The 24,096-nt window shown below is 49.7% G+C and carries 11 protein-coding genes; 1 reads left to right on the top strand and 10 read right to left on the bottom strand.

Annotation, left to right across the window (positions count from 1 at the left end):
• Nucleotides 1–52 precede the first annotated feature (52 nt).
• From Q0R57_RS08580 to Q0R57_RS08535, 10 genes are all read right to left on the bottom strand, one after another.
• Nucleotides 53–1,897 carry a CotH kinase family protein gene (locus tag Q0R57_RS08580; protein ID WP_294746049.1) on the bottom strand — a complete coding sequence of 615 codons (1,845 nt, stop codon included), beginning with the start codon at nt 1,895–1,897 and terminating at the stop codon, nt 53–55.
• A gap of 289 nt (nt 1,898–2,186) precedes the next feature.
• Nucleotides 2,187–3,920, bottom strand: coding sequence for a RagB/SusD family nutrient uptake outer membrane protein (locus tag Q0R57_RS08575; RefSeq protein ID WP_294746047.1), 1,734 nt, complete (start codon nt 3,918–3,920; stop codon nt 2,187–2,189).
• Between the two features lie 27 nt (nt 3,921–3,947).
• On the bottom strand, nt 3,948–7,115 hold the full coding sequence (locus Q0R57_RS08570) for a SusC/RagA family TonB-linked outer membrane protein (protein WP_294746046.1): 3,168 nt from the start codon (nt 7,113–7,115) through the stop codon (nt 3,948–3,950).
• A gap of 2 nt (nt 7,116–7,117) precedes the next feature.
• Nucleotides 7,118–8,767, bottom strand: a complete 1,650-nt coding sequence (locus Q0R57_RS08565) for a fasciclin domain-containing protein (RefSeq protein WP_294746045.1) — start codon at nt 8,765–8,767, stop codon at nt 7,118–7,120.
• Nucleotides 8,768–8,800: 33 nt separating this feature from the next.
• The gene (locus tag Q0R57_RS08560) at nt 8,801–10,828 is read right to left on the bottom strand and encodes a fasciclin domain-containing protein (RefSeq protein ID WP_294746044.1); all 2,028 of its coding nucleotides are present in this window, start codon (nt 10,826–10,828) and stop codon (nt 8,801–8,803) included.
• Between the two features lie 20 nt (nt 10,829–10,848).
• Complete coding sequence (locus Q0R57_RS08555) at nt 10,849–12,570, bottom strand: RagB/SusD family nutrient uptake outer membrane protein (protein WP_294746042.1); 1,722 nt, start codon at nt 12,568–12,570, stop codon at nt 10,849–10,851.
• A gap of 31 nt (nt 12,571–12,601) precedes the next feature.
• Nucleotides 12,602–15,886 carry a SusC/RagA family TonB-linked outer membrane protein gene (locus tag Q0R57_RS08550; RefSeq protein WP_294746040.1) on the bottom strand — a complete coding sequence of 1,095 codons (3,285 nt, stop codon included), beginning with the start codon at nt 15,884–15,886 and terminating at the stop codon, nt 12,602–12,604.
• 37 nt (nt 15,887–15,923) lie between these two features.
• Entirely contained in the window at nt 15,924–18,497 is a 2,574-nt protein-coding gene (locus tag Q0R57_RS08545; RefSeq protein WP_294746038.1) for a hypothetical protein, read from the bottom strand.
• A 221-nt stretch (nt 18,498–18,718) separates the two neighbouring features.
• A complete protein-coding gene (locus tag Q0R57_RS08540; protein WP_294746034.1) occupies nt 18,719–21,046 on the bottom strand; it encodes a TonB-dependent receptor in 2,328 nt (775 codons plus the stop codon).
• Between the two features lie 110 nt (nt 21,047–21,156).
• On the bottom strand, nt 21,157–21,513 hold the full coding sequence (locus Q0R57_RS08535) for a response regulator (RefSeq protein ID WP_294746030.1): 357 nt from the start codon (nt 21,511–21,513) through the stop codon (nt 21,157–21,159).
• A 134-nt stretch (nt 21,514–21,647) separates the two neighbouring features.
• Here Q0R57_RS08535 and Q0R57_RS08530 point away from each other — a divergent pair, with 134 nt between their 5' ends.
• Nucleotides 21,648–23,651, top strand: a complete 2,004-nt coding sequence (locus Q0R57_RS08530; protein WP_294746027.1) for an alpha-L-arabinofuranosidase C-terminal domain-containing protein — start codon at nt 21,648–21,650, stop codon at nt 23,649–23,651.
• Nucleotides 23,652–24,096: the final 445 nt, after the last annotated feature.

The raw sequence follows: 24,096 nt of genomic DNA, 5'->3' as shown, positions 1-24,096 counted from the left end.
TTGATTATCATGCCTTTAGGGGTTGTATGAAACAAATACAAAAAGAAAAGTGCTATTTTTTGAAAATAACCACCTTACCATTGCGAATGTATAGTCCCGGACGGGGACGGGATACTGCCTGACCCTGGAGATTATATAACTGACGGTCGGAATGGCGGCGAGAAGGGGTGGTGACGATGGAGGCATCATCATCGGTATCGTCGATATCGACATAAGAGAGGATATCCTCGAGAACCCAGTCACTACGGAAGGGGAAATACTCGGTGAGCAGGCGCTCGCGCTCGGCCTGATAATAGTCATCGACGGTATACAGGTGGCCTGCCGACTGCCAACGGTGTACATCGCGGCGGTAGTCGCCCCAACGTGCAGCCTCATCATATAGAGCGGTGGAGATGGTATTGTAGAGGCTGTCCCACAGCGCTACTACAGAAGCCTCACCCAGCAGACCATCATCGGCCAGCAGCTGTTTGGCACGACGGACATATTGACGCGCAAAGGTATCGTTATTCAGCAGGTGCTGGAAGATGCCGGTGGGATATTGCCGGCCGTTGTTCTTACTGAGCACATTCTCGTAGACATTATCAAAGACAATCTCCGAGTCCCAGCAGAGGAAACGGAAGCCGGTGCTCAGCGCGCTGTCGTTGTTATGGCGGCGGATAGCGTACCAGTTGTGATGGTCCCAATCGGTATTGCCGGCATACTGATTGATGAGCATGTAGTCGATAAAGGCAGGGATGTCGAGCAGCGTGTCGAGCTGCTGATAATAAGCATCATCGTCAGCCTTAGCTGCAATCTCAGTCATCAGCTTCCACGCTGTGAGGTCGCCCTCGCTGGCTTCGATATGGTTGCCGCCAGACTCTTCTATCTTAATGACGTCGATATCGCTTTTCTTGCCACCGAGATGGTCCTTGCCGTACTGGTCGTCAACACGCTCGGCAATATTATAGATGCCCCAATACATGCCGTTGAGGAACAGATGGACATAGAGCGCATTGACGCTGGTATGGCCCATTTTGCGCTGCATACGCCGCATCCATACATCGCGGGTATATTGTGCCTTACGGCGGTTGCCGCTATCCCAGTGCTGCCAGGCATTGCCGAAATGGCAACGCAACACCAACTGATCGAACTGACTGGGCTCATCGGGTCCAAACAGCGGGTATTTCATGGTTTTCTTACCATATTCCTTCTTGAACACCAGTCGGAACGAGTGCTTGGGATTCTTCTCGGCCAGACGACCATGACCGCCATGGAGGCGCACACCGCAGAGAGCCGTGAAATCATGACCTTGCGGACCACCTATCAGCTCGATATTGGCAGGACGCGTCCAGCCATGACCTGTGGCATCGCCTACTGGTGGACCAGTGAAGATATAGATGCCACCCTCCTCGGGGTCGTTGTCGTGGCTGAAGAAATGCCCCTTGTCGGCAACGATAGAGAGGATAGGCAATGACTTCAGACCTTCGGCAATCAGAGGACGCAAAGCCGGGTCTTCAGTCATCTCCGGGTCCATCTCGTAGTCTGCTTTCGCCACACCACGAATCTGCGTATAGGCGCCCCACTCTTCCGGATAGCCTGCGGGGTTATTGGGCTGACTCAGTACTGACGGAATGAATAAATACGAGGCAGTGGCCACAGGCGAGAGCGAGTCACCTAACACCTCGGCAGCCCGAAGTATCGTGGTTTTGCTAATGGTAAGGGGCGATGAATAGAGCTGACTCTGCATGGTGGGGGCACTACCATCGGTGGTGTATCTTATCTCTGCTGTCTCGCTACCGGTGATAGCCACGGTGAGGGTTCCCGCCTCATAGAGCCCATGGGGCTGACTAAAGCGGGGCTGTGCGACAGCAGTAAGGGCTGTAAGGCACAAGGAAAGGAGTATGGGGTACTGTTTCATATTTAGCTTTTGTATAAGTTTCACTTTCGTATAAAAAAACGACCGCCTATATTCTCATACGGGCGGTCGTTTTCATTAGTTTACCATAACTAATATACTACAAAACTAAAATCCAACTACTAACTATAACTATAAAATGAATCACTACTATTATTTTACCTAAAACAATTCTTTCGAATGACGGTGCAAAGTTACACACTTTTTGCGTGACTCATTTACAATTATGTTTCGTTTATTTTCATTTTTGCATTATGGTGTCAAAAAACGTGGTTTTCTGACACTTCTTTTCTCATCTCGGTAATGGCAGGAACCAATTATCCTTGTTCATGAGCAGAGCCTTAAGGGCTGCATTCTCAGACCCGTCACGCTGAGCAATACGGTTTGCCAGGTAAGAGGCGTCACGGTCTTTACGTGAGGCCACACGCAGCAAATCATAGAAGCGGTTGCCCTCGAAAGAACCCTCGAGTGCCATCTCATCAATGATGAGATCCTCGACCAACGGAATCTGACACTTGACAGTATCCTCATAGCTGGCCTGAGCCTCCTTAGGCATAGGCATCGTATACTTGGCATTGCAATGGCTGTCGCCAGAACCGCGTGAATGGATACCTACGGTATTGTCGTGACTGAATTCGCTACGGAACGCGATGAGGTCGCCAGCAGCGACCTGCTCACGAGGATCAACATAGTTGTCCACATGCTCAGCACACAGACCGTACTTCAGCACAGCAAAGGCCGAAGAGGGATAGCCTGCACGGTTGAGAGCCTCGGCATAGCGCAGATAGACCATAGGACTGCGATAGGTGGTGATACGATCCTTAGTCGTCAATGACGAGTTGGCCATAAACTTCTTGTTCTCATGGCGCAGCTGCGAGTACTCGGAATAAGCGTCCTGACCATCGACAGACTTTTCGCTGAAGACAGCCGACAGGCGCAGATCGCCCAGATAGATATCGGACAGCAGACCTGTGCGCGGTGCATAAACGGTGTCGACAGCCACCTCGGTCTTGTGCTCGGTGCAGTAGATCTGGCTGGAAGAGAGCTGATAGATGGCCTTCGAAGGAATCAGCTGAGCGTAATAGTTATTGTTCTTGGTAGAACAGAACACATTGATGAGGTCGCTCACAGTACCATCGAATATCTGGGTCTCCATGGGGATATAACTCAGAATCTCCTCGGTCTTGTCGGCCTGATAGGTATTTCTGGGGTTGAGATACTCGGAAATGCCATCCCAGAACACACGGTTATCCTTTTCCATCATGATGACCTTATCCTGATTGTTCAGGTACTCGTGATACCAGTAGGCGGCATCATTGTACTGCTCAGACCAGAGATAGAGGTCGCCCAGCAGGGCTTTGATGGGGAGGAAGAAATCCACAGACTTATAGTCACCGATAGTACCGAAGTCGGGCACTTCAACTTCGACCAGCGGCTTGAGGTCGTCAATGAAATACCGACACACCTCTTTGATATTGCTAGGAGTGATGTTGAGAGCATCGTTAGCCTCACGCTCGGTCATCATAGGTGTCGTGACAAGAGGCACACTGCCATAGGCCTTGACCAGTTCGAGGTAGGTCCATGCACGGAAAGCCTTGACAGCAGCATACTCGCGCTGGAAGAGAATGCGACCACGACGCTGCAAGGTGGTGTCGATATGGGCCAGATAATAGTTGCAATTGTTGATGACGGCATAGTAGTCGCTCACCTGATTGTACTTGTTATCCTGCGTAAAATCGAAATTGGCCAGGCGCTTCAGGTCGGCAGAAGCAGCCTCTGTGGTTGACACAAGGTCGCCACGAACCTCGCCCAACAGAACAGAACGGTCAGCTATCACTTGCATCTTGTTGATGATGCCCATCATGCTGTATACCGAGTCAGTGGGATGATCAAGGGTGTTATCCTTCTCGTATTCCACCAGTTCTGAATCCGTTTCGAGCATGTCAGCGCAGGACGTAAGGGCTACGGCAACGCCACAGCACACAGAACCTGCAATGAAGAATTGTTTTATGCTTTTTGTAATCATAACTATCAATTTTCAATTATCAATTAATTACAAGTTGATATTCACACCCAGTGAGAAGGAACGTCCGGCAGAGAGCAGACCACGGTCGATGCCCTGCGTCAGCACATTAGATCCCAAGGCGCAGTCAGGATTATTGCCTAGATAGCGCGTGATAGTGAAGAGGTTGTTGGCATTGCCCCAGACGGTGATACCCTGCAGGTAGGTGCTGCGTATAGGCAGGTGATAGCTGAGGGTGACGCTGCTGAGACGCAGGTAAGAGCCATCTTCAATCCAACGGTCGCTGAAGCGTGAATTGCCCAGGGGGTCAAGATAACTGATGCGTGGAATGTCGGTCTGCTGTCCCTCTGTCGTCCAGCGGTTGTTCATTGCCGTGGTCTGGTTGAGGAAGTAGGTGCCGCCTTCGAGCAGCGAACGCTGGTAGTTATAGATGTCATTGCCCAACGAATAGTTGAACACCGCATTCAGCGCAAAGTTCTTGTAAGTGAAGTTGGCAAAGATAGAACCATAGATATCGGGGTTGGGGTCGCCGATAATGGTCATATCGTTCTCGTCAATACACTTGTCGTGATTGATGTCGACAAAACGCATGTCGCCTGCTTCGAAATAAGCATTATCACCATTCTGCTTCTTTACATAGTAGCCATCGGCCTGAGCCTCAGAAGTCTTGGAATAGACACCGTCGGTCTTATAGCCATAGAACAGTCCTACGGGCTGTCCCACCTGAGTAAGGATGGTGGCACCATAGATGTCAGTCTTCACACTCTTGTTGTCGGGCAGGGCTGTCACCTTATTAGTATAGTGTCCGGCCGAAGCGCCCAGCTCCCAAGTGAAGTCCTTCAAGGCCAATACCTTCCAGCCAATGGTGACATCGAAGCCGAGGTTCTCGAGTTTTCCATCGTTACTCCAGTTTTCCTGCAGACCACTGGTCCATGCCAGCTGGCGCAGAGAGAGGAGGTTGGATGTCCAGCTCTTATAGATATTGAACTGGGTATTGACGCGGTTATTGAAGAAGTTACCGTTGAGTCCGGCCGTCAGCCTGCGGGTGGTCTCCCATTGCAGATCGGTATTACCGATATTGCCGATGACCTTACCGGTGGCCAGCTCACCCAGCATACGCTTTGAAACGAAATAAGAACGCGAGGCGATATAGTTGATATCATCATTGCCGGTGATGTCAAAGCCCACGTTGAGACGCAGGTAGTCGATACCCTTGACACCTGACAGCCACTTCTCGTTGGTCATCACCCAAGCAGCCTCAACGCTGGGGAAGAAGCCCCACACAGTGTTGAACAGCTTGAGACCACCACTGATATCGGCACCAAAGCGTGAAGAAGCCTGGGCAGAGATGCCTGCATTGAGATAGTAGCGCTCGTTCAGACTATAGTCGGCCAAAGCATACCATGTAATCTCGCGTGTCTGGTCATCGGCACCGCCGGTGGTCTTGAACACCAAGGAGGTGGTCATGTTAGGCTTCTTGTCGTTTGGCGAGTTGTAACCGCCCTGTGCCGTCTGAGTATAGTCGGTGCTCAGATAACGCACGCCACCCATCACCTTCAGGTGAGAAGTGATGGTAGGATCGATCTCCCATGTGATACGGGTGTCGCTCTGGATGGCAGTCTCGCGAGCCGTCTGGCTCTGCGCAATATTGTTGAGTGATGTATCATCGCTCAAACCATCGACAACGAAGGTAGGCACACCCTGGATAGGCAGATAGTAGTTCTCGTTGGTGTTGACCAGTCCCAGCACGAAATGCTCGCTGACAGACAGGTGGCGGTTGAACTGATACTTCGGCGTGATGGCGAAGTTGACCAGACGGTTACCAAACGAGTTGCGGTTCTTGCCATCACCATACTCGAGGATGCTGACAGGGTTGGCCAGACGACCACGGCCCTGGAACTTACCTTCAAGATAGTCATCAGCCTCAGCCAAATAATGACTACGGTTACCATAGAGGTCGTAGGCATAGGGCGAAAGGAACGGCGACTTAGCCAGCGCCAGGAAACCAGGAGAGGTAATAACGGTGCCCAACGGATCGGCAGAAGCACCATCGTCGCGCAGGTCACGGTCCACATCACTGTAAGAAGCGTCGAAGCGCACGCTCAGGTCCTTGGTAATGTTGATGTCAGAGTTCAGACGCATGCTGAAACGAGAATAGTCGTTCTCACGCAGCGTGCTGTTGCCCAGCGAATAGCCTACCGAGAGGTTGTAAGAAGCGGCATCGTCACCACCCTGCACGTTGATACCGTAGTTCTGCGAGAAAGCGTTCTTGTAAACCTCGTCAGTCCAGTCGGTATTGTTGTGATACTGGTTATAATAGAAATAGGTGGGCTCGTTGTTCAGGAATTTCATCTTGCCAATCATGTTGGGATCCATGGTTCCGTTCAGCAACTCTGTGGCATAGAGACGATACGAGTCTGCATTCATCATCTGAGGCAGACGGGGCACCAACTCATAGCGTCCGTTGATGGTCACATCAATCTTTGTGGCCATAGACTTGTTACGCTTGGTCTTGATGGCGATGACACCATTAGCACCCTTGGCACCATAGAGGGCGGTACCGTTCTTGAGCACCGTGACTGTCTCGATGTCGTTAACATTGATATTAGCCAGGAGGTTATTATAATAACCATCGTGGAGCATCTCACGCGAGTATTGCATATCCATGATCACATCATCGATAACTATCAACGGCTGAGCGTTGGCATTGAGTGAGTTGATACCCTCGACAAGCATGATGTTACCCATGCCAGGGATGCCACTACGGTTAACGCTACGCACATCACCACCCAAGCGCTGGGTTATCAACGGGTCGATGCTGAACTCAGAGGTGTTGTCAAACTGACCTGCCTGAGAGCTGAGCACTGCTGTGGTCTGTGTCTGATAGGTCTCGCTGAACGCATTACTATAAAGCTGGGCGTTGGCTTTCCCGTCGGCAATGGCACGCTGCTGCAGGTTATAACCCTCCACACGCATGATGACCGAACGAGTTTCTTCCGGCACACTCAACTCATAGTAGCCCGTCTCGTCAGTCATCGTGGTACGACGCTGATTGCCGTAGGCTGACACGATGACACCCGCCAGAGGCTGTCCTGTGGCGGCATCAACAACACGGCCCGTCACTACTTTTGTGTTCTCCTGAGCTGCCAGCGAAATGGTTGCCAACAGCATGACTACAGATAATATATACTTCTTCATAGTTATTCGGCTTTAGAGGTTCGGGGACGCAGATAGATACAGTCGAGATACATCTCGCGGGCATACGAAGACGTTTCCTTGGCGGAGATGTAGCACTGCAGCTTCACAGTGACCTTGATGTCCTTCTGATCGTAGTTGCAGGCGGGGAGATTGAAATCGGGAGCAATCCAGACAGTATCAACCTTCGTAGGGTCGGTTTCAAACGTCGTCTTGTTGCAGTTGAAGCTCTGCTCCTTGCCATCAGCATCAACATAGGTAATGGTGGCCCTGAACTTACAGGCTCGCGTATCGGGAGCAATCTGGTCAGAAACACGCTTAGGCAGCACCACCACACCAAAGTCGTAATTGCCGGCGAGGGTGTTGTTGACGCGGAAGGTCATCGTCCAGTTTGAGGTGCTGGAGCCTGGCACAATCTGCAGGTAAGCATTGTCGGAGATGCTATCAGCCACCTCACGACGCACATTATATGTACAGTCTTTGTAGTCTGTAATCAATGCGGTGTTCTCACCTTCGCTCCACAACTGCTGGAAGTAAGTCTGCTCAGGAGTGAAAGGCCACTCATCAACCTGATAGAGCACACCATTGCTACATGAAATCTTCTTGGCACCATCGAAAATGCCGCCAGCCTTGAACGGATTGCTGAACACATGGAGTTTGGGCTTACCTGCAACATAGGTCTTGCGCCACTGCATGTAGGGCACAGAAACGATGGAATCCTGTGTGGCATCCTCCGACTTCTGGTCAGTCATATTAAAGATTGCATCATCAAGTAAGGCACGCATCGTCCAATATTGCTGAAGAGAGTCACGCTTGAGTACCTGTTTGTCGTATGTGAAATACTTTTCTGCCTCACTATAGGCCTTCTGCCAGCCTGCTGAGCTGGGAGCCACTACCCAATAGGTGGAGTCCTCGGCATTGATGAGACCGATCTGCTGTAACAGACGATTACGCTCGATAATCACAGAGTCTACATAGACGGGAACGCCTTCGACAATACCACTGGAAACAGAGGCGTCAGCATCGAAATAGTCCTCGTCGTAAAGACGGAGCAGACTACCGATAGCCGACATCTCCTGAAGGTCACACAGACTCTCATAGAGACTATGGAGATAAGGCAGAGGCTTCGAAACGATATGGAGCACACCATTACGGCTGTGCTTGTTGAAGTCGATAGCCGTCACACCCTGAATAGTTGTTCCGCCCAACACCACATTCTTTGAGTTAAGCATTCGCATGGACTGGTCAAAGTCCTTGACTGACGTGGTGGAACGGGAGAGATGGTTCAGAATAAAGAACTTCTCGACAAGCGAGTCGCCCTGGTTGGTCTGCACCAGCTGAAGCAGCGAGTCACAGTTGAACGAGCCATTCACAGGGGCTACCACTGTAAACGACTGACCACTATTCAGCAGGTCGGCATAGCTGACAACGGTCTTCTTGTGCATACGGAACACCTTGGTTTCTTCAAGCACCTTGCAGAAATCACTCAACTGAGCTTCTGACTGCATCTGCTGCCACAGCGTAACGCCACCATTGCTTTCTGTTGCGCTGTCGCCATAATGGTCGTTCCAATCGGCACAGGCCGTGAAGGCTGTAGCGATGCCACAGCAGACACAACCTGCAACGAGATAATGTTTGATATTCTTGCTAATCATAACTTTCAATTGTCAATTATCAATTATCAATTCTTAGTGTGTATCCTCTCCCTCTGGGCTTCCATAAACGCTCTTGGGACAGAGTTCTATATAGTCGAACGACCAATAACGCTGGTTATCATCGAGTACCTGACGGAAACGCAGATGATAGGTCTCGCCCTCGCTCAGGTTCTTCGTAGTCAGGATACGGCGCAGCGGACTCAAGGTACGCATAGAGTCTTCACCGCCACCCGGATGCCACACATCCGTTGACTTCATGTAGCCACGGTTGTGCATAGCCTTGTCGTTGGCAATGTTCTCTTCTTCATCATCTGTGTCGGCCACAGCACCAATGCTGGGATCACCGCCATAGACGCGCAAGTCGACAGGAATGCCGCAAGGCTCGTTTTCGAAATACACCTGAATCACACCACGCTCATCGCCTGGCGTGTAACCCAAACGGATTTCATAGGTGCCTGCCGGAACAGGAGGCAACTTGAAGGTGACATCAAACAGTCCGCTGACGCAGACGGCATTGGCCTGATAGGAGTGCCAATAGTCCACATCACTATGTACACCCACAAAAGTTTCCTTTGTGGTCTTCCAGTCGGAGATATAGCCATTCTTGAAGCCTGTCAGGATATCCTCACCAAAGCGGCCACGGCCATTACAGTTCATAAAGTCGGGACTCAGCACGGTGGCATCAATACGGATACGACGGTTGAGCACCACATCGCGTACCTCAGGTGTATAGGCCAGGATGTCGTCCAGATAGTGGTACACACCATTGACGGCATTCTGATCGACAGAACCAGACTCTGAGGGTGACAGTACCTTCACGCCACGAATGAACTTGCCGCGCTCAGCTCGCTCGCCTACTCCACGACGATTGATGAACAAACCAGAGGCAGGACCAGCGAAACGCATAATGGTACCAGGACACATCGTCTCGTAATACTCTTCAGGATCTATGAGCTTTGTGTCAAGACAGCGCTCACGGATGGTACCAGAAACAACCCAGCTGTTATACTGACCGATACGGGGCAGCAAGTGATAGCTGACGAAACGGTTCAGCGGGTTCTTACGGTTTTTCAGCATACAGTCAGAGCCATTATGCTTACAGCCAGGTGCATCGTCATAGAGACCGGCATCATTAGGATAGGTCTGGTCATAGATGTTCTTGGCATAGGCTATCAGCTCGTCAATGTTTGTGATGCCTTGCTTGTTGAACACGGAATCGGGCTCTACAAAGGCCGTGTATTTGAAGTAGCGCTTGCCCACCCAGAAGGTACGGGTGTATTGCTGGCTACCACTGGTACAACGTTCCATAGTACCGGTATTGACCGAGTCGTCACCGCAGGTATAGCTCTCGTCGAGATATTTCATCAACGAGTCACACATACCAGTCAGCTTCAAAGCCTCAGCGAAGATGGTCAGCGTAGAGTCCTCTGCAATCTTGTCGGGCAACAGCAGGCTGCTCGAAGAGATGGTATTGTTAAGCACATGTACCACACCATTGATCACAGAGTCATCACGCTCCACGATGCGAGCCGTCTTGTTGATGTAATAGATAATCTTATTGTTGTTGTTCACATCCGAATCGCTGGACAACACGATATACGAGTCATCCATATTCAACTCAGGCATGGCACCTTCATCGACATCGGTAGTAAAGAACGCACCTTTCTTAATAATATGGGTACGAGCCAAGGTGTCGCAGGTGGCCAGGGGAATGGACTCAATAGTGGGATAGCCCATGCGTTGCATGTAGTTCTGAATACCATCGTTAGTGGGTGCAAACACCGTGTACTTCAACAGACCAGCCGAGCTGTATGTGCCGTAGGTGGACAGCATGGAGAAGTAAGGTGTGCGCTTCAGTATTTCCACAAAATCGCTGAACAGCTCTGGACGCTCCTCAAGGAACTGGGCTGCCGTCAGCTTGTTGGAAGAATAATAATTCTCAGGCACATCATCGTCATTGTCGACACATGCTGTGAAGACAGGGGCAAGACTACAAAGTAGCAGGCCTGCCATAAAGAATTGTTTTATGCTTTTGGTTATCATAATCTTCAGTCTTTTCATTGTTCTTTGTACATTGTTGCTTACCTGTTCAGCTCAGCATCATCACTATTGGTGAAGGCCGGATTCTGGTTCAAAAGCGGATTGACCTTCAACTCGTTCTTCGAATAGGGGAAATAGATGATGTTGGGGTCAGCCAGCTTGATCTTCAGAGCGTTCACGTTCTCAAGATACTTACGACTAACCAGATTGATGAGACGGGTATTGTCGCCATCGCGACGAGATACACGAACCAGGTCGTACCAACGTTTTCCCTCAAACAGGAACTCACGTTGGCGTTCTTCGATAACCAGGTTCTCCATGGCCGACTTCGAATCGATATAGTCAGTCTTCTTCAAAGTACTGCTTCGACTACCGTTAACGGCATCATTTGCACGACAATTCACAATGTCAATCAGCTCAAAGGCAGCATCAAAATCGCCTGCCTGTCCACGCTCAATCAGAGCCTCGGCCTTGATGAGTAGCATATCGCTGAGACGATAGATAATCCAGTTGGCATAGGCATCGTTCTCTGAACGACGGGTACCACTGAGTGCCAGGTCTTTATCAGTATTGGGGGTTGGTGTGGTCTTATATGAGACGTTTGTTCTCACATATTTACAAATCACATAGTGTGAGCTTCTCAACTCACCACCCTCATAGGCACGTCCATCAGTTCTCTTAAAGAGGTTGTTAGTGCCGGCAGACACATCCTTGAACAGAATGTCGGTGGCGCTGAGGCGACCTTCCTGATTGCGCTCGTTGCCATAGAAGTTGCTTACCATGCTGTTCTTGGTAGACTGAGGTGAACGGAACACCAGTTCAAAGATGCTCTCGAAAGAGTTACCAGTGCCGAAAATCTCATTATAAGCATTGCCACAGTTGGTACTGCCCACGGGCTTCTCAAGAATCATAGGAATGCCGTTGATTAGGTCAATGTTGTTAACATTACCTTCACGGGCCACCATCTCCTGATACTGCTGCTGCTTATACGCAATAACCTTATCGCAGTAAGAGATAGACTTGTCCCAGTCGCCTTTCCACAGATAGAGGTCGGCCAGCAGGGCATAGACAGCCCAGCGTGTGATTCTGGCTGAGTTCTGATAAGCATTGTTGCTCTCATCGACATAGTATCTGCGGACAGCATCCTCCTTAATATTCTCCAAGTCGGAGATGAGCGTGTCGAGCACCTGGTCGAAAGGTGTTGCAGCAATGACATATGTCTGAGTATCATCAATACTTGGCTTTGTGCTATAAGGCACATCGCGGAAAGTGCGTATCAGATAGAAATATGCCAAAGCACGCAATGTGGTGGCCTCAGCAACATGAGCCTTCATCTCTGTTTCAGTATAGTTGGGGTCGATGGCCTGCACCTGAGGAGCATAGTGGCACACCGTGTTACAGCGATTGATGCACTCATAGAACTTAGCCCAGTTGCAATAGGGGTTCGAGGGCAGCAAACTCTCTTTCAGAATCTCCCTCAAGTCATTCTGTATATTGGCGCCTTCCTTCAGGTTATCGCTGCGCAACTCTCCCCAGACCATCATTCTTGTCAGGGCGTCATCGCTTTCCAGCGACTCATAGCAGGCGTTCATCACACTGGCCACGTCTGACTTCTGTTTCCAGTAGTTCTCCAGCACCACCTCGTTCATTGGCTGAATATCGAGGAAGTCATTGCAGGAAGTGGTGATTCCAATAACCAATAAGCAATAACCAATAACCGTTATTTTATTGGTAAGTCTTTTTATGATAGATATCTTTTTCATACTTAGCAATCTTTATTGTTTATCGTTATGGTTAGAATTGGATGGTCACACCGCCAGTAAATGACTTAGCACGTGGAGTCTGGGCATTGTCGGTTGCTACACCGCTCAAGCCACCATATCCCACCTCGGGATCGGATCCAGAATACTTTGTCAAACAGAAGAGATTATTAGCTGAAACGTAGAAACTGAGTTGTGAGAGTCCCCACTTCTTGATAATCTTCGGATCTAACGAATAGCTAATCTGTGAGTAGTTCAGACGGATGAACGATCCGTCCTCAACAAATCGATCAGAAGGCAATGCATTTACACCTTCTTTATATAATGCGCGCGGAATCTCGGTGATGTCACCCTCAACACGCCAACGCCAGTTCACTGCACGGCTTTGGTTGTTGTTGTTGTACATCTTCTCCACGTTGCGGCGAGCCTGATTGATAATCTTGTTGCCATAACGGAAGTTGAACTGGTTGTTCCACGAGAAGCGTCCGTAGTGCAGCTTAAATCCGAAACCACCAGTGAACTTTGGCAGAGAAGAACCCAGATAAACGATATCGAGTTCGTTGATCTGACCATCATGGTTGATATCCTCGTAGATAGCATCACCACCACGGAACTTATAGTTGACGGTACCAGGGAAATACATCATATCCTTGGTCATATTGTTCTCGTCGATAATGACAATTCCATCCTTGTCACGAGCTACAGGAGCATTAGGTCCACTCACGCCAGGTACCTCTTCTTCGCTATAGTCAGTGTACTGATAAACACCCTTATAGCGGAATCCATAGATACTACCGAAAGCTGTGTTCAGCTCTACGCGAGTCAGGTAAGGCGCATTGTTACCACCATTATTACCTGATGCCACATATTCCTTATTCAGGCTGGCGAGACAGGTCTCGTCCATTGATGTAATCACGTTCTTGTTGTTAGCAAACGTGACATTGAAGTCAGCAGAGAACTTACCAGCCTTGATGATACGATTACCATTGAGGTTGAACTCCCAACCCATATTCTTCATGTTACCCACATTCTGATAGCTCAGCGAAGAATAACCTGACGAGGTGGGGATACCACGACCCGACAGCAGCAGGTCGCTGGTGAAGTCCCAATATACCTCCACATTACCTGTGATACGATCGTCAAAGAATCCGAAGTCGGTACCCAGGTTATAGCTCTCTTTCTGTTCCCACTTCAGCTTTTTCATCTGAATGTTCTGTGGAGCCACACTACCCACGCCCAGATAGCCGGGGCCATCGTTATAGCGACTGTAGAACAGACCCTCACTACCAGGCTGGCGACCTACGATACCCCAGCTGGCACGGGCAGACAGCATTGAGACGAAAGGCAGGCTCTTGTGGAACCAAGGCTCTTTGCTGATGTTCCAACGTGTTGACAAGCCTGGGAAGTTACCCCAGCGCTCATCCTCACCGAACTTGGTGCTACCGTCACGACGTACAGAGAAGTCTGCGATATAGCGACCCTTATAGGCATAGTGTACAGAATAAATGAAGTATGCGCTACGCCACTGTCCACTACCTGTCGACATGCTCTTGATAATACCTTCTGCTGCCGTGGTCTGGATAGTACCGCTGGGCAGGCCCCAAACGCCGGTGCCCTGACTTGAAGAGGTACCGCTGACCGTCTGTGCACTCAGCAACATTGAAAGCGAGTGGTCCAAATTGCGGAATACTGGCGTAAAGGTCAGTGAGTGCGTCATGGTCACACCCAGGGTCTTCGACGAGTTCGACGTGCTGCTATTACTGTTCGAGTTGTTCCATCCCGATGTGCTGAGCGACAGCGGCATATATGTCTCGTCGTAGCTGTTGAAGATGTTGAACACCACCTTACCTTCGTAGCTCAGACGTGTCTTGTCGTTTTCCAAGCTCAGCAGGTTATAACGCAACTTGAACTCAGGTGCAATGTTATAACTGGTGCCTTTGCTCTTGGCCTCATAAGCCAGTGCCACAGGGTTCATATAGCTCAGCTGGTCGCGCAGTTCATTATGAACTGTTGGCAGCATACTATAATAATAAGGTAGGTCATTACCGTCTTTGTCCTGCTCATAGATAGAGAGGTTTGGCATGCGGTTATAGGCAATCGAGAGCAGATCGCCATTATTCCTATCGTTCTTCGTATAGGTCAGGGCGATATTGGTCTCGATCTTGATGCGGTCAGAAACGAAGTAGTCGAGGTTCACACGCGAGGTGAAGCGATCCAACTGCTGCTCGATGATAGAACCTGTTTCGTGGTCATAACCGGCACCAATACGGAAGTGAGCCTTCTCACCACCACCAGTCAGTGACAGATAGTGATTCTGACGCCAACCGGTCTTCTTCACTTCCTTGACCCAGTCGGTATTGTTGTTATACATCTCATACTCCGAGAACGTCGGATCGTAGTTGATTTCCTGAATGTTACTGGCATCATCACTCATGCGGGGGTTGAAATATTCTTCCTTCAGCATCATGGTATACTCGTCACCATTCAGCAACTTATAGCCGTTAGGCTGATAAGTACCCGTCAAACGGAAGCTATAGTTGACGCGGGTCTTACCACGTGCACCACGCTTGGTTTTGATTTCAATAACACCATTCGAACCCTGAGAACCCCAGATGGCTGTAGAGGCAGCATCTTTCTTCACCTCAATCATCTCGATATCTTCGGGGTTGACGTTAAGCAGCTCTGCGAACTTCTCTTCGTTCATGTTCGACACATCGTCGTTGATATTCGTTTCCCAGATGTTGCCGTCCACGACAATCAGCGGCTGGCTGTTACCCGTAATGGTCGACACACCACGCAGACGCATGGTGGTTCCTTTACCCAGGTCACCACCTGCAATGATATCCAAACCTGCGATACGTCCCTGCAGGGCTTCGTCGACAGTCGTCATTGAGAGACCCTCGAACTCTGACATGTTGATACTCTGCTGTGAAGTCGAGATTTCATCAACAGGAATGGAAAGACCAGAGCCCTGTGTCTTCTTCTTCGACGTGATAACCACATCGACCAACTGGGTGGCATCCTGCATCTTCACATTGAAATGCGTCTTGTTGAAGGGCAGCGTCACCGTTTTCAGACCTACATAGGTAATACGCAACTTGTCCTTCGGATTTTTCAGACGGAATGAGAAGTTACCACTCATATCGGTCACCGCAGAGGCAACGATACGGTTGGAGGCATCAATTTCTACCACATTAGCTCTCATCACAGGACCGAAGTCATCAGTCACTGTACCACTGATGACATCACCTGCCTTCTGAGCGTTTGCGGCAATCAGGAAATTAAAAAATGAAAATATTAAAATAGTCAGTCGTTTCATAATACTGGTCGTTTAAATGCTTTGATTTTTTAATTCTTTAATCTCCTAACGAAAGAGGTTTGTCAATCAGATGAATCACAGCCGAAGAACTCGTCTCAATTTGATTAGCGTTCTTGGCATCGGAAGAATCGTACTGATACTCACGAGCCACCAGATTAAAGAGGTTCGGATTTGTGGTTACCACCTTTACTGGCTCACGAGACTTGTCCTTCTTGCAGGCCTGATCATAGATGGTGATACCATTGTCGGTCAGCTCTGCTGTCACACGATAGAAGCGCTCTGTCGAGGGGTCGATGACAGCCGTCTCAAAGTCGGCGCTGTCCTTCTCGGCACCAATAAACAGGGCGTTATCCTGAATATGATACTTCAGGAAGTTCACAATCTTCAGCGAGTCACGGGTCTTGGCAGAAAGGTTGCCAGCCTGCTCGTAGGCGTCAACCTGTTCCCATGTAGGCAACTGGTTAGCATCCTGCATGGCCTGGATACTCTCGTTGGTAGGCACATAAACTGTATAGTGATAAGTGTTGAGCAACGAGATATTATCGCCTGCTGTAGAGTATTTCTTGTTATGCTGTGTCTCAAAGATTCCGCTACCGTCCATCAGGTCAAGGAACTTTGAGAACTCAGGATGGTCGGCAAGCACGTTACGCACCGTCTTGCGGGTTGTCATGATTGGCTCAGACTCGAGGATATAGGTTTTTCCGTTACCACCGTCGGTCTGGTCGTAGATATAAGAAACATGAAGCGGCTGTCCCTCGTTCATCTGGAAACTGCCTTCAACAGTCATGCCGTTAACGCCAAGATGTGCGTTCTTGACGCGGATCTCATTGCCACCCTTAGTACGGTAGTACTCATGTCCGTCTTCCACATTGCCAATGACGATATGGTTCTCAAGTACATCCTGCAGACGGTCCTTGATGATGTCGAAATTGGTGATGCGGCCAATAGAGTCGCCAATCTCACCAGTCTCTACATTATAGTTCCACACGCTGGCCCACACATATTCCTTGAAGCTTTTACCATTGCCTTCCTCATAATGGAAGCGCAGCAGCTGTGTCTGACTCTTGCCGTACGAGCAGGGGTCGATATACTGCAACATGGCTTCGTTTTTGGGAATGAAGAAGCTATAGTATGAATTCAATGAGTTCAGATAAACGTCGAACTGCAGGATCTGTCGGTCGATGGCCCAGTTGATGATGCTCATCGTCTCGTTGATAAGAGCAGGGAACGACACGCTGACATAGGCTGTAGGCGTATAAACCTTATTCGTCAGATAGACGGCACCATTACAAGCCAGCCATACAGAGTCGATGCTCTCTTTGGTCACCTTCATGGGATCGTTAGCGTCGTTGAGGATGCTGCTGAACTTTGAAGGCACTGAGCTGACAAACGAATTCAGCATGTTGTTGTTTATCAACTTGAGAATAACGTTGTCGGGCACATTCTCCCATGTGTGGTAGTAGTCACGCAACACCTTACCGGCACCGTTTTCCCAGTACTCATCCATAGCCTCGTCGCTGGGCACCATCATGACACCCATGTCACGCTGCATGGCAATATTACCCTCGGCATCGTTCAGACCGGCATAGTAGTCGTTCCATTCGGGGTCGAACTTCAGACGAATCTTCTCTACGCTTGTCATGCGGTCAGGCAATGTATTCACGGAGACACCGTTTTGCGACTTCTCAGAGAAGAAACGCTTCTGGAATACTGTATCCACGTTGGTATCGTAGAGATAGTTGTACTGCTGAACAAGCTCTCTTGACAGAGGATAGGGCGCACAGAAGCGCTCCAGCAACTTATTGAACTTACTGGCAGCGGGTTTGGTACGCAGCAACTCTGCCATGTTAGGCAATGGCGTCACAACTTCCTTCATCTTGTGGATGAAACCGTTAGAGCACTTAATATTGGGATTCTCTACGTCAACACCATTGATGCTGGCATCGCCGGCTTGGCGCTCAGCCTTTTTATTGGTGAGGATGTAATAGTCCTCATTGGTAATGCGCTTGTTGACTAACTGCTTTTCAATGAACTGTATCAGAGGAACCTGCGAGTTGTCCGTCATACACACGATTGGAGAGCCATTCTCACGATAACGCTTCCAATAGGGGTTGTCGGGCATATCCTTTGCTGTGAGCACAGCAACAGAGTCAAACGGAGAACTCGACGCGTAACGTCTCATACACTCTCCCTCCTGAGGTGGGTTACCCTCGATACTCGAAAGGCTGTTCAGCTGCATGGAGTTGTCCATCATACTGCCGAAGAGCAACAGTTTCTTCTGCGACACTGTCAGGTCTTCATACTTGCTGGCTCCCCAGACTTTGTCCCTGTAGAACCTTGCAAAGGCCTCGTCGTCGGCTACAAACAGGGTCTTAGAACCAGTCTTTGACAACACCTCACGATAGCCCAGATCATCAATGAGCCTCACCGTGTTAGTGTAGTTACCTTGTTCGTCCAGCCAACTGTAGATGCTCGAACCCCATCCGTCGGGGGTGGTCTCATCTAAGTCGTAATCCGAACAAGACATCAGACCACCGCCATATGACAGCAGCAACCCAGCAGCCAGTAGCCAATACCGACCTTGCTTCCAGATTTGTCTTTTGGTTTTCATACGTTTTTGATTTTTTTATTGTGATTCCTTGTTTGCTTATGAACATAGCGCTTCAACTTTGCAAAGGTAGATATAATACACATGAAATACTTCTTTAGATGTCCGCGCGTCTTTTCAGTTCGTCAACAACGCTTTGAAAAACGTTGCTTTTTCTTTTCAATATGTCTCACAAACACAAAAAAGCCCGCCGAAGCGAGCTTTTTCTATTGTATTATTTGTGTTTAGAAGTGCATCCTGACATCAATGCCAGCGTGGAAGGGAAGGCCCTGCTGAGCAAAACTCTGCTGGGTCAGCGCGCTATTCACCAGGAAGGTGTTGTACTTCGTGCCAGTAATGTTGCGTCCCCAGATATCCACATCAAGCTTACCGAAGTTGAAAGTAAGGTGAGCACCCAGGGTAGCATAGAACTTCTGGTACTGTTCGTTGTTTGCCTCCCAGTAGGTCTTGCCCTGGCCCTTGACATTAGCACCAATCGTGATGCCATGAAGCACATCATCCTTTATATCGAAGTGATAGTCAGCATTTGCACTGAACTGATGCTGAGGAATGAAGGGCACGAACTTATCCTTGTAGTCAACGGCCTTATAGCCCTCGCTGGTAGAGACGCTGTCCGTATACTCCTTGAAGGTGGCACGTGTGTAACTATAGGTGGCTGCCCATGAGAGATGGTCGTCGAAAGCCTGTCCGCGCAGTGCCAACTCAATACCACAGCTACGGCTCTTACCAGCATTGACCATCATACGTCCATAACCATAGTCACGTCCCATCACTGAAAGTTGCTGGTTGCGAATCTGTGTATAGAAAGCGGAGGCATCGACCTTGAGCTTGTGGTCAAAGAGATTGAGATGCAGTCCCATCTCATAGTTCCAGCTTTCCTCAGGCTCGTAGGAGATGGTCTTGTTGATATTCTCCAACTGTTCTGCGGTATGCTCTACGGTATAGTCGGCAGTCATCATGGAACTAAGCTGGCTACCCAGTGCGCGCTCCTCGGTCTGGAAGATCTCCGAGAACATCTGAATATTATAGCCACCTGCACGATAGCCCTTACTTACCACTGCAAAGACGTTACAGCCTTCCTCGCAGAGTGAGTAGGTGAAACCAATCTTCGGCAACAGCTGGTGATAGGAATCCTTCTGCTCTGAGGCAAGCTGCGAGAGGTACGAGTGCGTAGTAACAGTACCTCGGGCATTGACAGCCAGGTCGAACTTCGCACTGGTGTTATAGTCTATCTTCACTTGGTCGTAGTCATAACGCAGTCCCAAGGTGATCTTCAGACGGTCGTTGAGCCAGAGGTTCGACTCATGATAGGCAGCGAGGTTCAGCTGTGGTGTGTGGAAATCGCCAGGCACCCAGTTGTTCTGGAACGACAACATGCTGGCGACTGCAGCAGGCATGCCCCACTGTGTCATGATAAAACTGCCCATCTCATCGCCAAAAAATACGGGAGCGTCGGTATGCAGCCACTGATAAGAACCAAACACGCCTGTGGTGTGCTGCCAACCGCCAGTAGACTTCGAGCGGAGCACCAGCTCCTGCGTCAGGGCGTTCATCTTCTGCTGTTGCTGCAGACGCATATAGTCTGCAACCACATAGTCCTGGTCCATATTCATTCGATCCCAGAGATACTGGTGACTGGTGGTCGAGTTAAGAATCAGCGACGGCATATCGTAGGTGATGTTCAGACCAGTGTTGACCATCTGACGGCGATAGCTGTTCATCGTGGTCGTTGAGGGCTTCGCGGTCTCGTCATTGTCAGCATCATACAGTCCATAGGCAAAGCCGTTCTGGTTGGTATACTGATAGTCACTGGTCAGATCCAGCGTCAGGTGCTGCTTGGGTTTCCAAACCAGTCGCAGCTTAGCGCCGGCCTCGTCCATCTTGTCGTTGTATTCCTCCAGATTGTTGTTATAGAAGAATCCATCCTGGCCATTATAGAAACCAGCAACCATCAAGCCCAGCTTATCACTGGGACGATAGAAATGTGCCACCTCTGCCTTGCGTGTAAAAGCCGAACCTGCCGAGATGTTGATATCGGTGCCCTGATAGTTCATTGGGTTCTTAGAGTACACTCGTACGATGCCACCCTCGGTATTGGCGCCATAGAGTGTGCCCTGCGGTCCGCGCAGCACGTCAACACGGTCAATCATATAGAAATGTGTGTTGAAGGCCGACTTCGACATCAGAGGAATATGATCGTAGTAAATGCCAATGGCTGAGTTGTTCACGCGCGAACCTATACCTCTTATATACATAGAGGATGTGAGACGACTGCCATATTGCGGCATCGCAAAAGAGGGAACATAGTCAGCCAGTTGTGAGAGGTTGCGAATCTCAAGACGATTCAACTCATTAGAAGTAAAAGCTGTGCTATTCATGCACTGCTGTCTGAGGGAGAAGCCCTCTTTAGGTTGTGGCACCACAACCACTTCATCAAGGTCCACCACCCTGCTGGTGTCGTTAACCAGCGCGGGCTGGACATTTTCCGTTCCTACGGCCCATGCCGCAGCTGTCATGAGGGCCATCAGCCCTGTCATTATTATCCTATTCATAACTATCTTTTTTGATTGCGGGTGCAAAGGTACATGTTTTTTTCGACAAGCACAATCCTCATTTATAAGGATTATTGCATCCGCGACAGGAAAAACAGGAACAGAGGATACTACTCGCCAACAAACTGGGCGATAGCTGCCAGACAACGCTGACTGCTGATGGGCTTCGTAAGGAACTCCACACATCCCGCCTCTATTGCCATCTGACGATCGCTTTCAAAAGCGTTGGCAGTCAATGCAATGACAGGCATTTCAGGGTTCTTCTCCTTAATCAACTTGGTAGCCTCCAGTCCGTCCATCTTAGGCATCTTGATGTCCATGAGCACCAAGTCGAAACGTCCTGTCATTACCATATCCACGGCTTGTTGTCCGTCAACAGCCCTTTCAAACTCATAGCGGTTTTTCAGGATGTAAGTCATGAGGATGTAGTTACTGTCATTGTCCTCTGCTATCAATACTCTTTTCATGCGCACAAAAACACAGTTTAGTTAATTTGTTACAAAAGTACTACATTTATCTGAAATTCTTTTGTCTTTTACAAACTTTTAACTAATTTTGCACAGACTCATATGAATCTATCACAAAAAAAGTACTACAAGACATGAACTTAAAACTCGTTTCACTTTCAATGGTATTCGCAGCATCGCTTCAGGCTCAGGCCCAGCATGTGATGGATGTGAACACCCAAAAACTTGGCGCACCAGTATCGCCAACCATGTATGGTTTGTTCTTTGAGGACATCAACTATGCTGCCGATGGTGGTCTCTATGCCGAATTAGTCAAGAACCGCTCGTTCGAGTTTCCCAACCCCTTCACAGGCTGGGACATCTCAGGCAAGGTATCGTTGAAGGACGATGGTCCCTTCGACAAGAATCCCCACTATGTCCGTTTGGCACCTTCTGGCCATAACGACAAGCACACCATGATCGAGAACCATGGATTCTTCGGCATGGGTGTCAAAGGCGGCGAGGAATACCGCTTCTCCGTATGGGCCCGTGTGCCCGATGGCGGCACTGCCAAGTTGTGGATCGATATTGTTGACAACGCCACCATGAGCGACGACCAGAAGCTGGGTAACGCCAGTGTGGAGGTCAGCGGCAAGGAATGGAAGAAATACACCACCGTCATCAAGCCGAAGAGAACCTTTGCCAAGGCCCATCTGCGTGTGTGGGGCGACAGCAAGGTGACCACCGATGTCGAGCATATCAGCCTCTTCCCTGTGAAGACTTACAAGGGTCGTGAGAACGGCCTGCGCGAAGACCTCGCCAAGGCCCTCGAGGATGTGCATCCTGGCGTCTTCCGCTTCCCTGGCGGTTGCATCGTCGAGGGTACCGACCTCGCCACACGTTATCAGTGGAAGAACACCGTGGGTCCTGTTGAGAACCGTCCTCTGAACGAGAACCGCTGGCACTACACCTTCACCAACCGTTACTTCCCCGACTATTTCCAGACTTACGGACTGGGCTTCTTTGAGTTCTTCCAGCTCTGCGAGGATATCAAGGCCGAGCCTCTGCCCGTGCTCTCTGTAGGACTGGCCTGTCAGTTCCAGAATGGTGCCGACGCCCATGCTAAGATGGATGAGCTGCAGCCCTTCATCGACGACTGTCTCGACCTCATCGAGTTTGCCAACGGTCCAGTGGACTCTAAGTGGGGCAAGCTGCGTGCAGACATGGGACATCCCGCACCTTTCAACATGAAGTATATCGGTATTGGCAACGAGCAGTGGGACGACCTCTACTTCGAGCGTCTGAAGCCCTTCGTGGCTGCCGTGCGTGCCAAGTACCCCAACATCAAGATTGTGGGCACCAGCGGTCCCGACTCTGAAGGTAAGATGTTCGAGAAAGGCTGGGTAGCCATGAAGGAACAGAAGGCCGACCTGGTGGACGAGCACTTCTATCGCAACGAGGAGTGGTTCCTGGGCACAGCCCCCAAGGACCGTTATCCCAACTGCGGTGCCCTGCGTTACGACAGCTACGACCGTAAAGGCCCGAAGGTCTTTGCCGGCGAGTATGCCTGTCACGGACGCGGCAAGAAATGGAACCACTACGAGACCTCACTCTACGAGGCTGCCTTCATGACAGGTATCGAGCGCAATGCCGACATCGTCGAGATGGCCACCTACGCTCCCCTCTTCGCCCATGTTGAGGGCTGGCAGTGGCGTCCTGACATGATTTGGTACGACAACCTCCGCATGTTCAAGAGCGTCAGCTACTATGTGCAGCAGCTCTACGCCCAGAACAAAGGCACTAACGTGCTCACCCTGCTGATGGACAAGAAGCCCGTAGCCGGACAGGAAGGACAGGACGGACTCTTCGCATCGAGCGTCTTCGACAAGACCACTAACGAGGTCATCGTCAAGGTCATCAACACCTCTAAGCAGCCACAGCCTGTCACCCTCAACCTGCAGGGCATCAAGGGCGACCGCACCGCCGAGACTATCACCCTAAGCTGGAGCGGCTCTATGGACGATGAGAACACCCTCGACCAGCCCGAGCGCATCACCCCCAAGGCCGGCACCTTCCAGTGTGTCGCTGCCAAGAACACGCTGGTAGTCAGTGATGAACTGCCCGCCATGTCGTTCCGACTGTATAAGGTCAAAAAATAACCAAAGTTTTGGTGCAAAAGTTTGGTATTTTGATAAAAATTTTGTATCTTTGCATGTCAGAAGAATAACGTCTAGATGATGAAGACGTGGACAGTGGACAGTAAGGACAGTAGTTTTCTAAAAAACTCTCCTGCGTACGTATGTGCATATACGTACGCAGGAAATATTTCCTTATATTTTACTGTCTTTACTGTCCACTGTCCACAAATAAAACAAACGCAGGTCGTCTGCCCCTTCAATACAGATACAGATAATACAGATGATTTCCAAGAAATGTCTCCTGCGTACGTGCATGCATATACGTACGCAGGAGATTTTTCCTTAAAATAAGTGTATTGATCTGTATGTGTATAGGATTTACGAGATAAACGCCTATCCGGGACAAGATTGAAGAAGAATTGGAGTCAGAGTTTCTGACTCCAATGATTAATGATTACTCCAACAG

This window comes from uncultured Prevotella sp., assembly GCF_946407605.1.
In the GTDB taxonomy this organism is placed as follows: Bacteria; Bacteroidota; Bacteroidia; order Bacteroidales; family Bacteroidaceae; genus Prevotella.
This window is presented reverse-complemented; position numbering and strand designations above follow the sequence as displayed.

Coding starts and splice junctions, on each gene's coding strand:
- Q0R57_RS08580 (WP_294746049.1), bottom strand. CDS start 1,897: ATGAAACAGTACCCCATACTCCTTTCCTTGTGCCTTACAGCCCTTACT.
- Q0R57_RS08575 (WP_294746047.1), bottom strand. CDS start 3,920: ATGATTACAAAAAGCATAAAACAATTCTTCATTGCAGGTTCTGTGTGC.
- Q0R57_RS08570 (WP_294746046.1), bottom strand. CDS start 7,115: ATGAAGAAGTATATATTATCTGTAGTCATGCTGTTGGCAACCATTTCG.
- Q0R57_RS08565 (WP_294746045.1), bottom strand. CDS start 8,767: ATGATTAGCAAGAATATCAAACATTATCTCGTTGCAGGTTGTGTCTGC.
- Q0R57_RS08560 (WP_294746044.1), bottom strand. CDS start 10,828: ATGAAAAGACTGAAGATTATGATAACCAAAAGCATAAAACAATTCTTT.
- Q0R57_RS08555 (WP_294746042.1), bottom strand. CDS start 12,570: ATGAAAAAGATATCTATCATAAAAAGACTTACCAATAAAATAACGGTT.
- Q0R57_RS08550 (WP_294746040.1), bottom strand. CDS start 15,886: ATGAAACGACTGACTATTTTAATATTTTCATTTTTTAATTTCCTGATT.
- Q0R57_RS08545 (WP_294746038.1), bottom strand. CDS start 18,497: ATGAAAACCAAAAGACAAATCTGGAAGCAAGGTCGGTATTGGCTACTG.
- Q0R57_RS08540 (WP_294746034.1), bottom strand. CDS start 21,046: ATGAATAGGATAATAATGACAGGGCTGATGGCCCTCATGACAGCTGCG.
- Q0R57_RS08535 (WP_294746030.1), bottom strand. CDS start 21,513: ATGAAAAGAGTATTGATAGCAGAGGACAATGACAGTAACTACATCCTC.
- Q0R57_RS08530 (WP_294746027.1), top strand. CDS start 21,648: ATGAACTTAAAACTCGTTTCACTTTCAATGGTATTCGCAGCATCGCTT.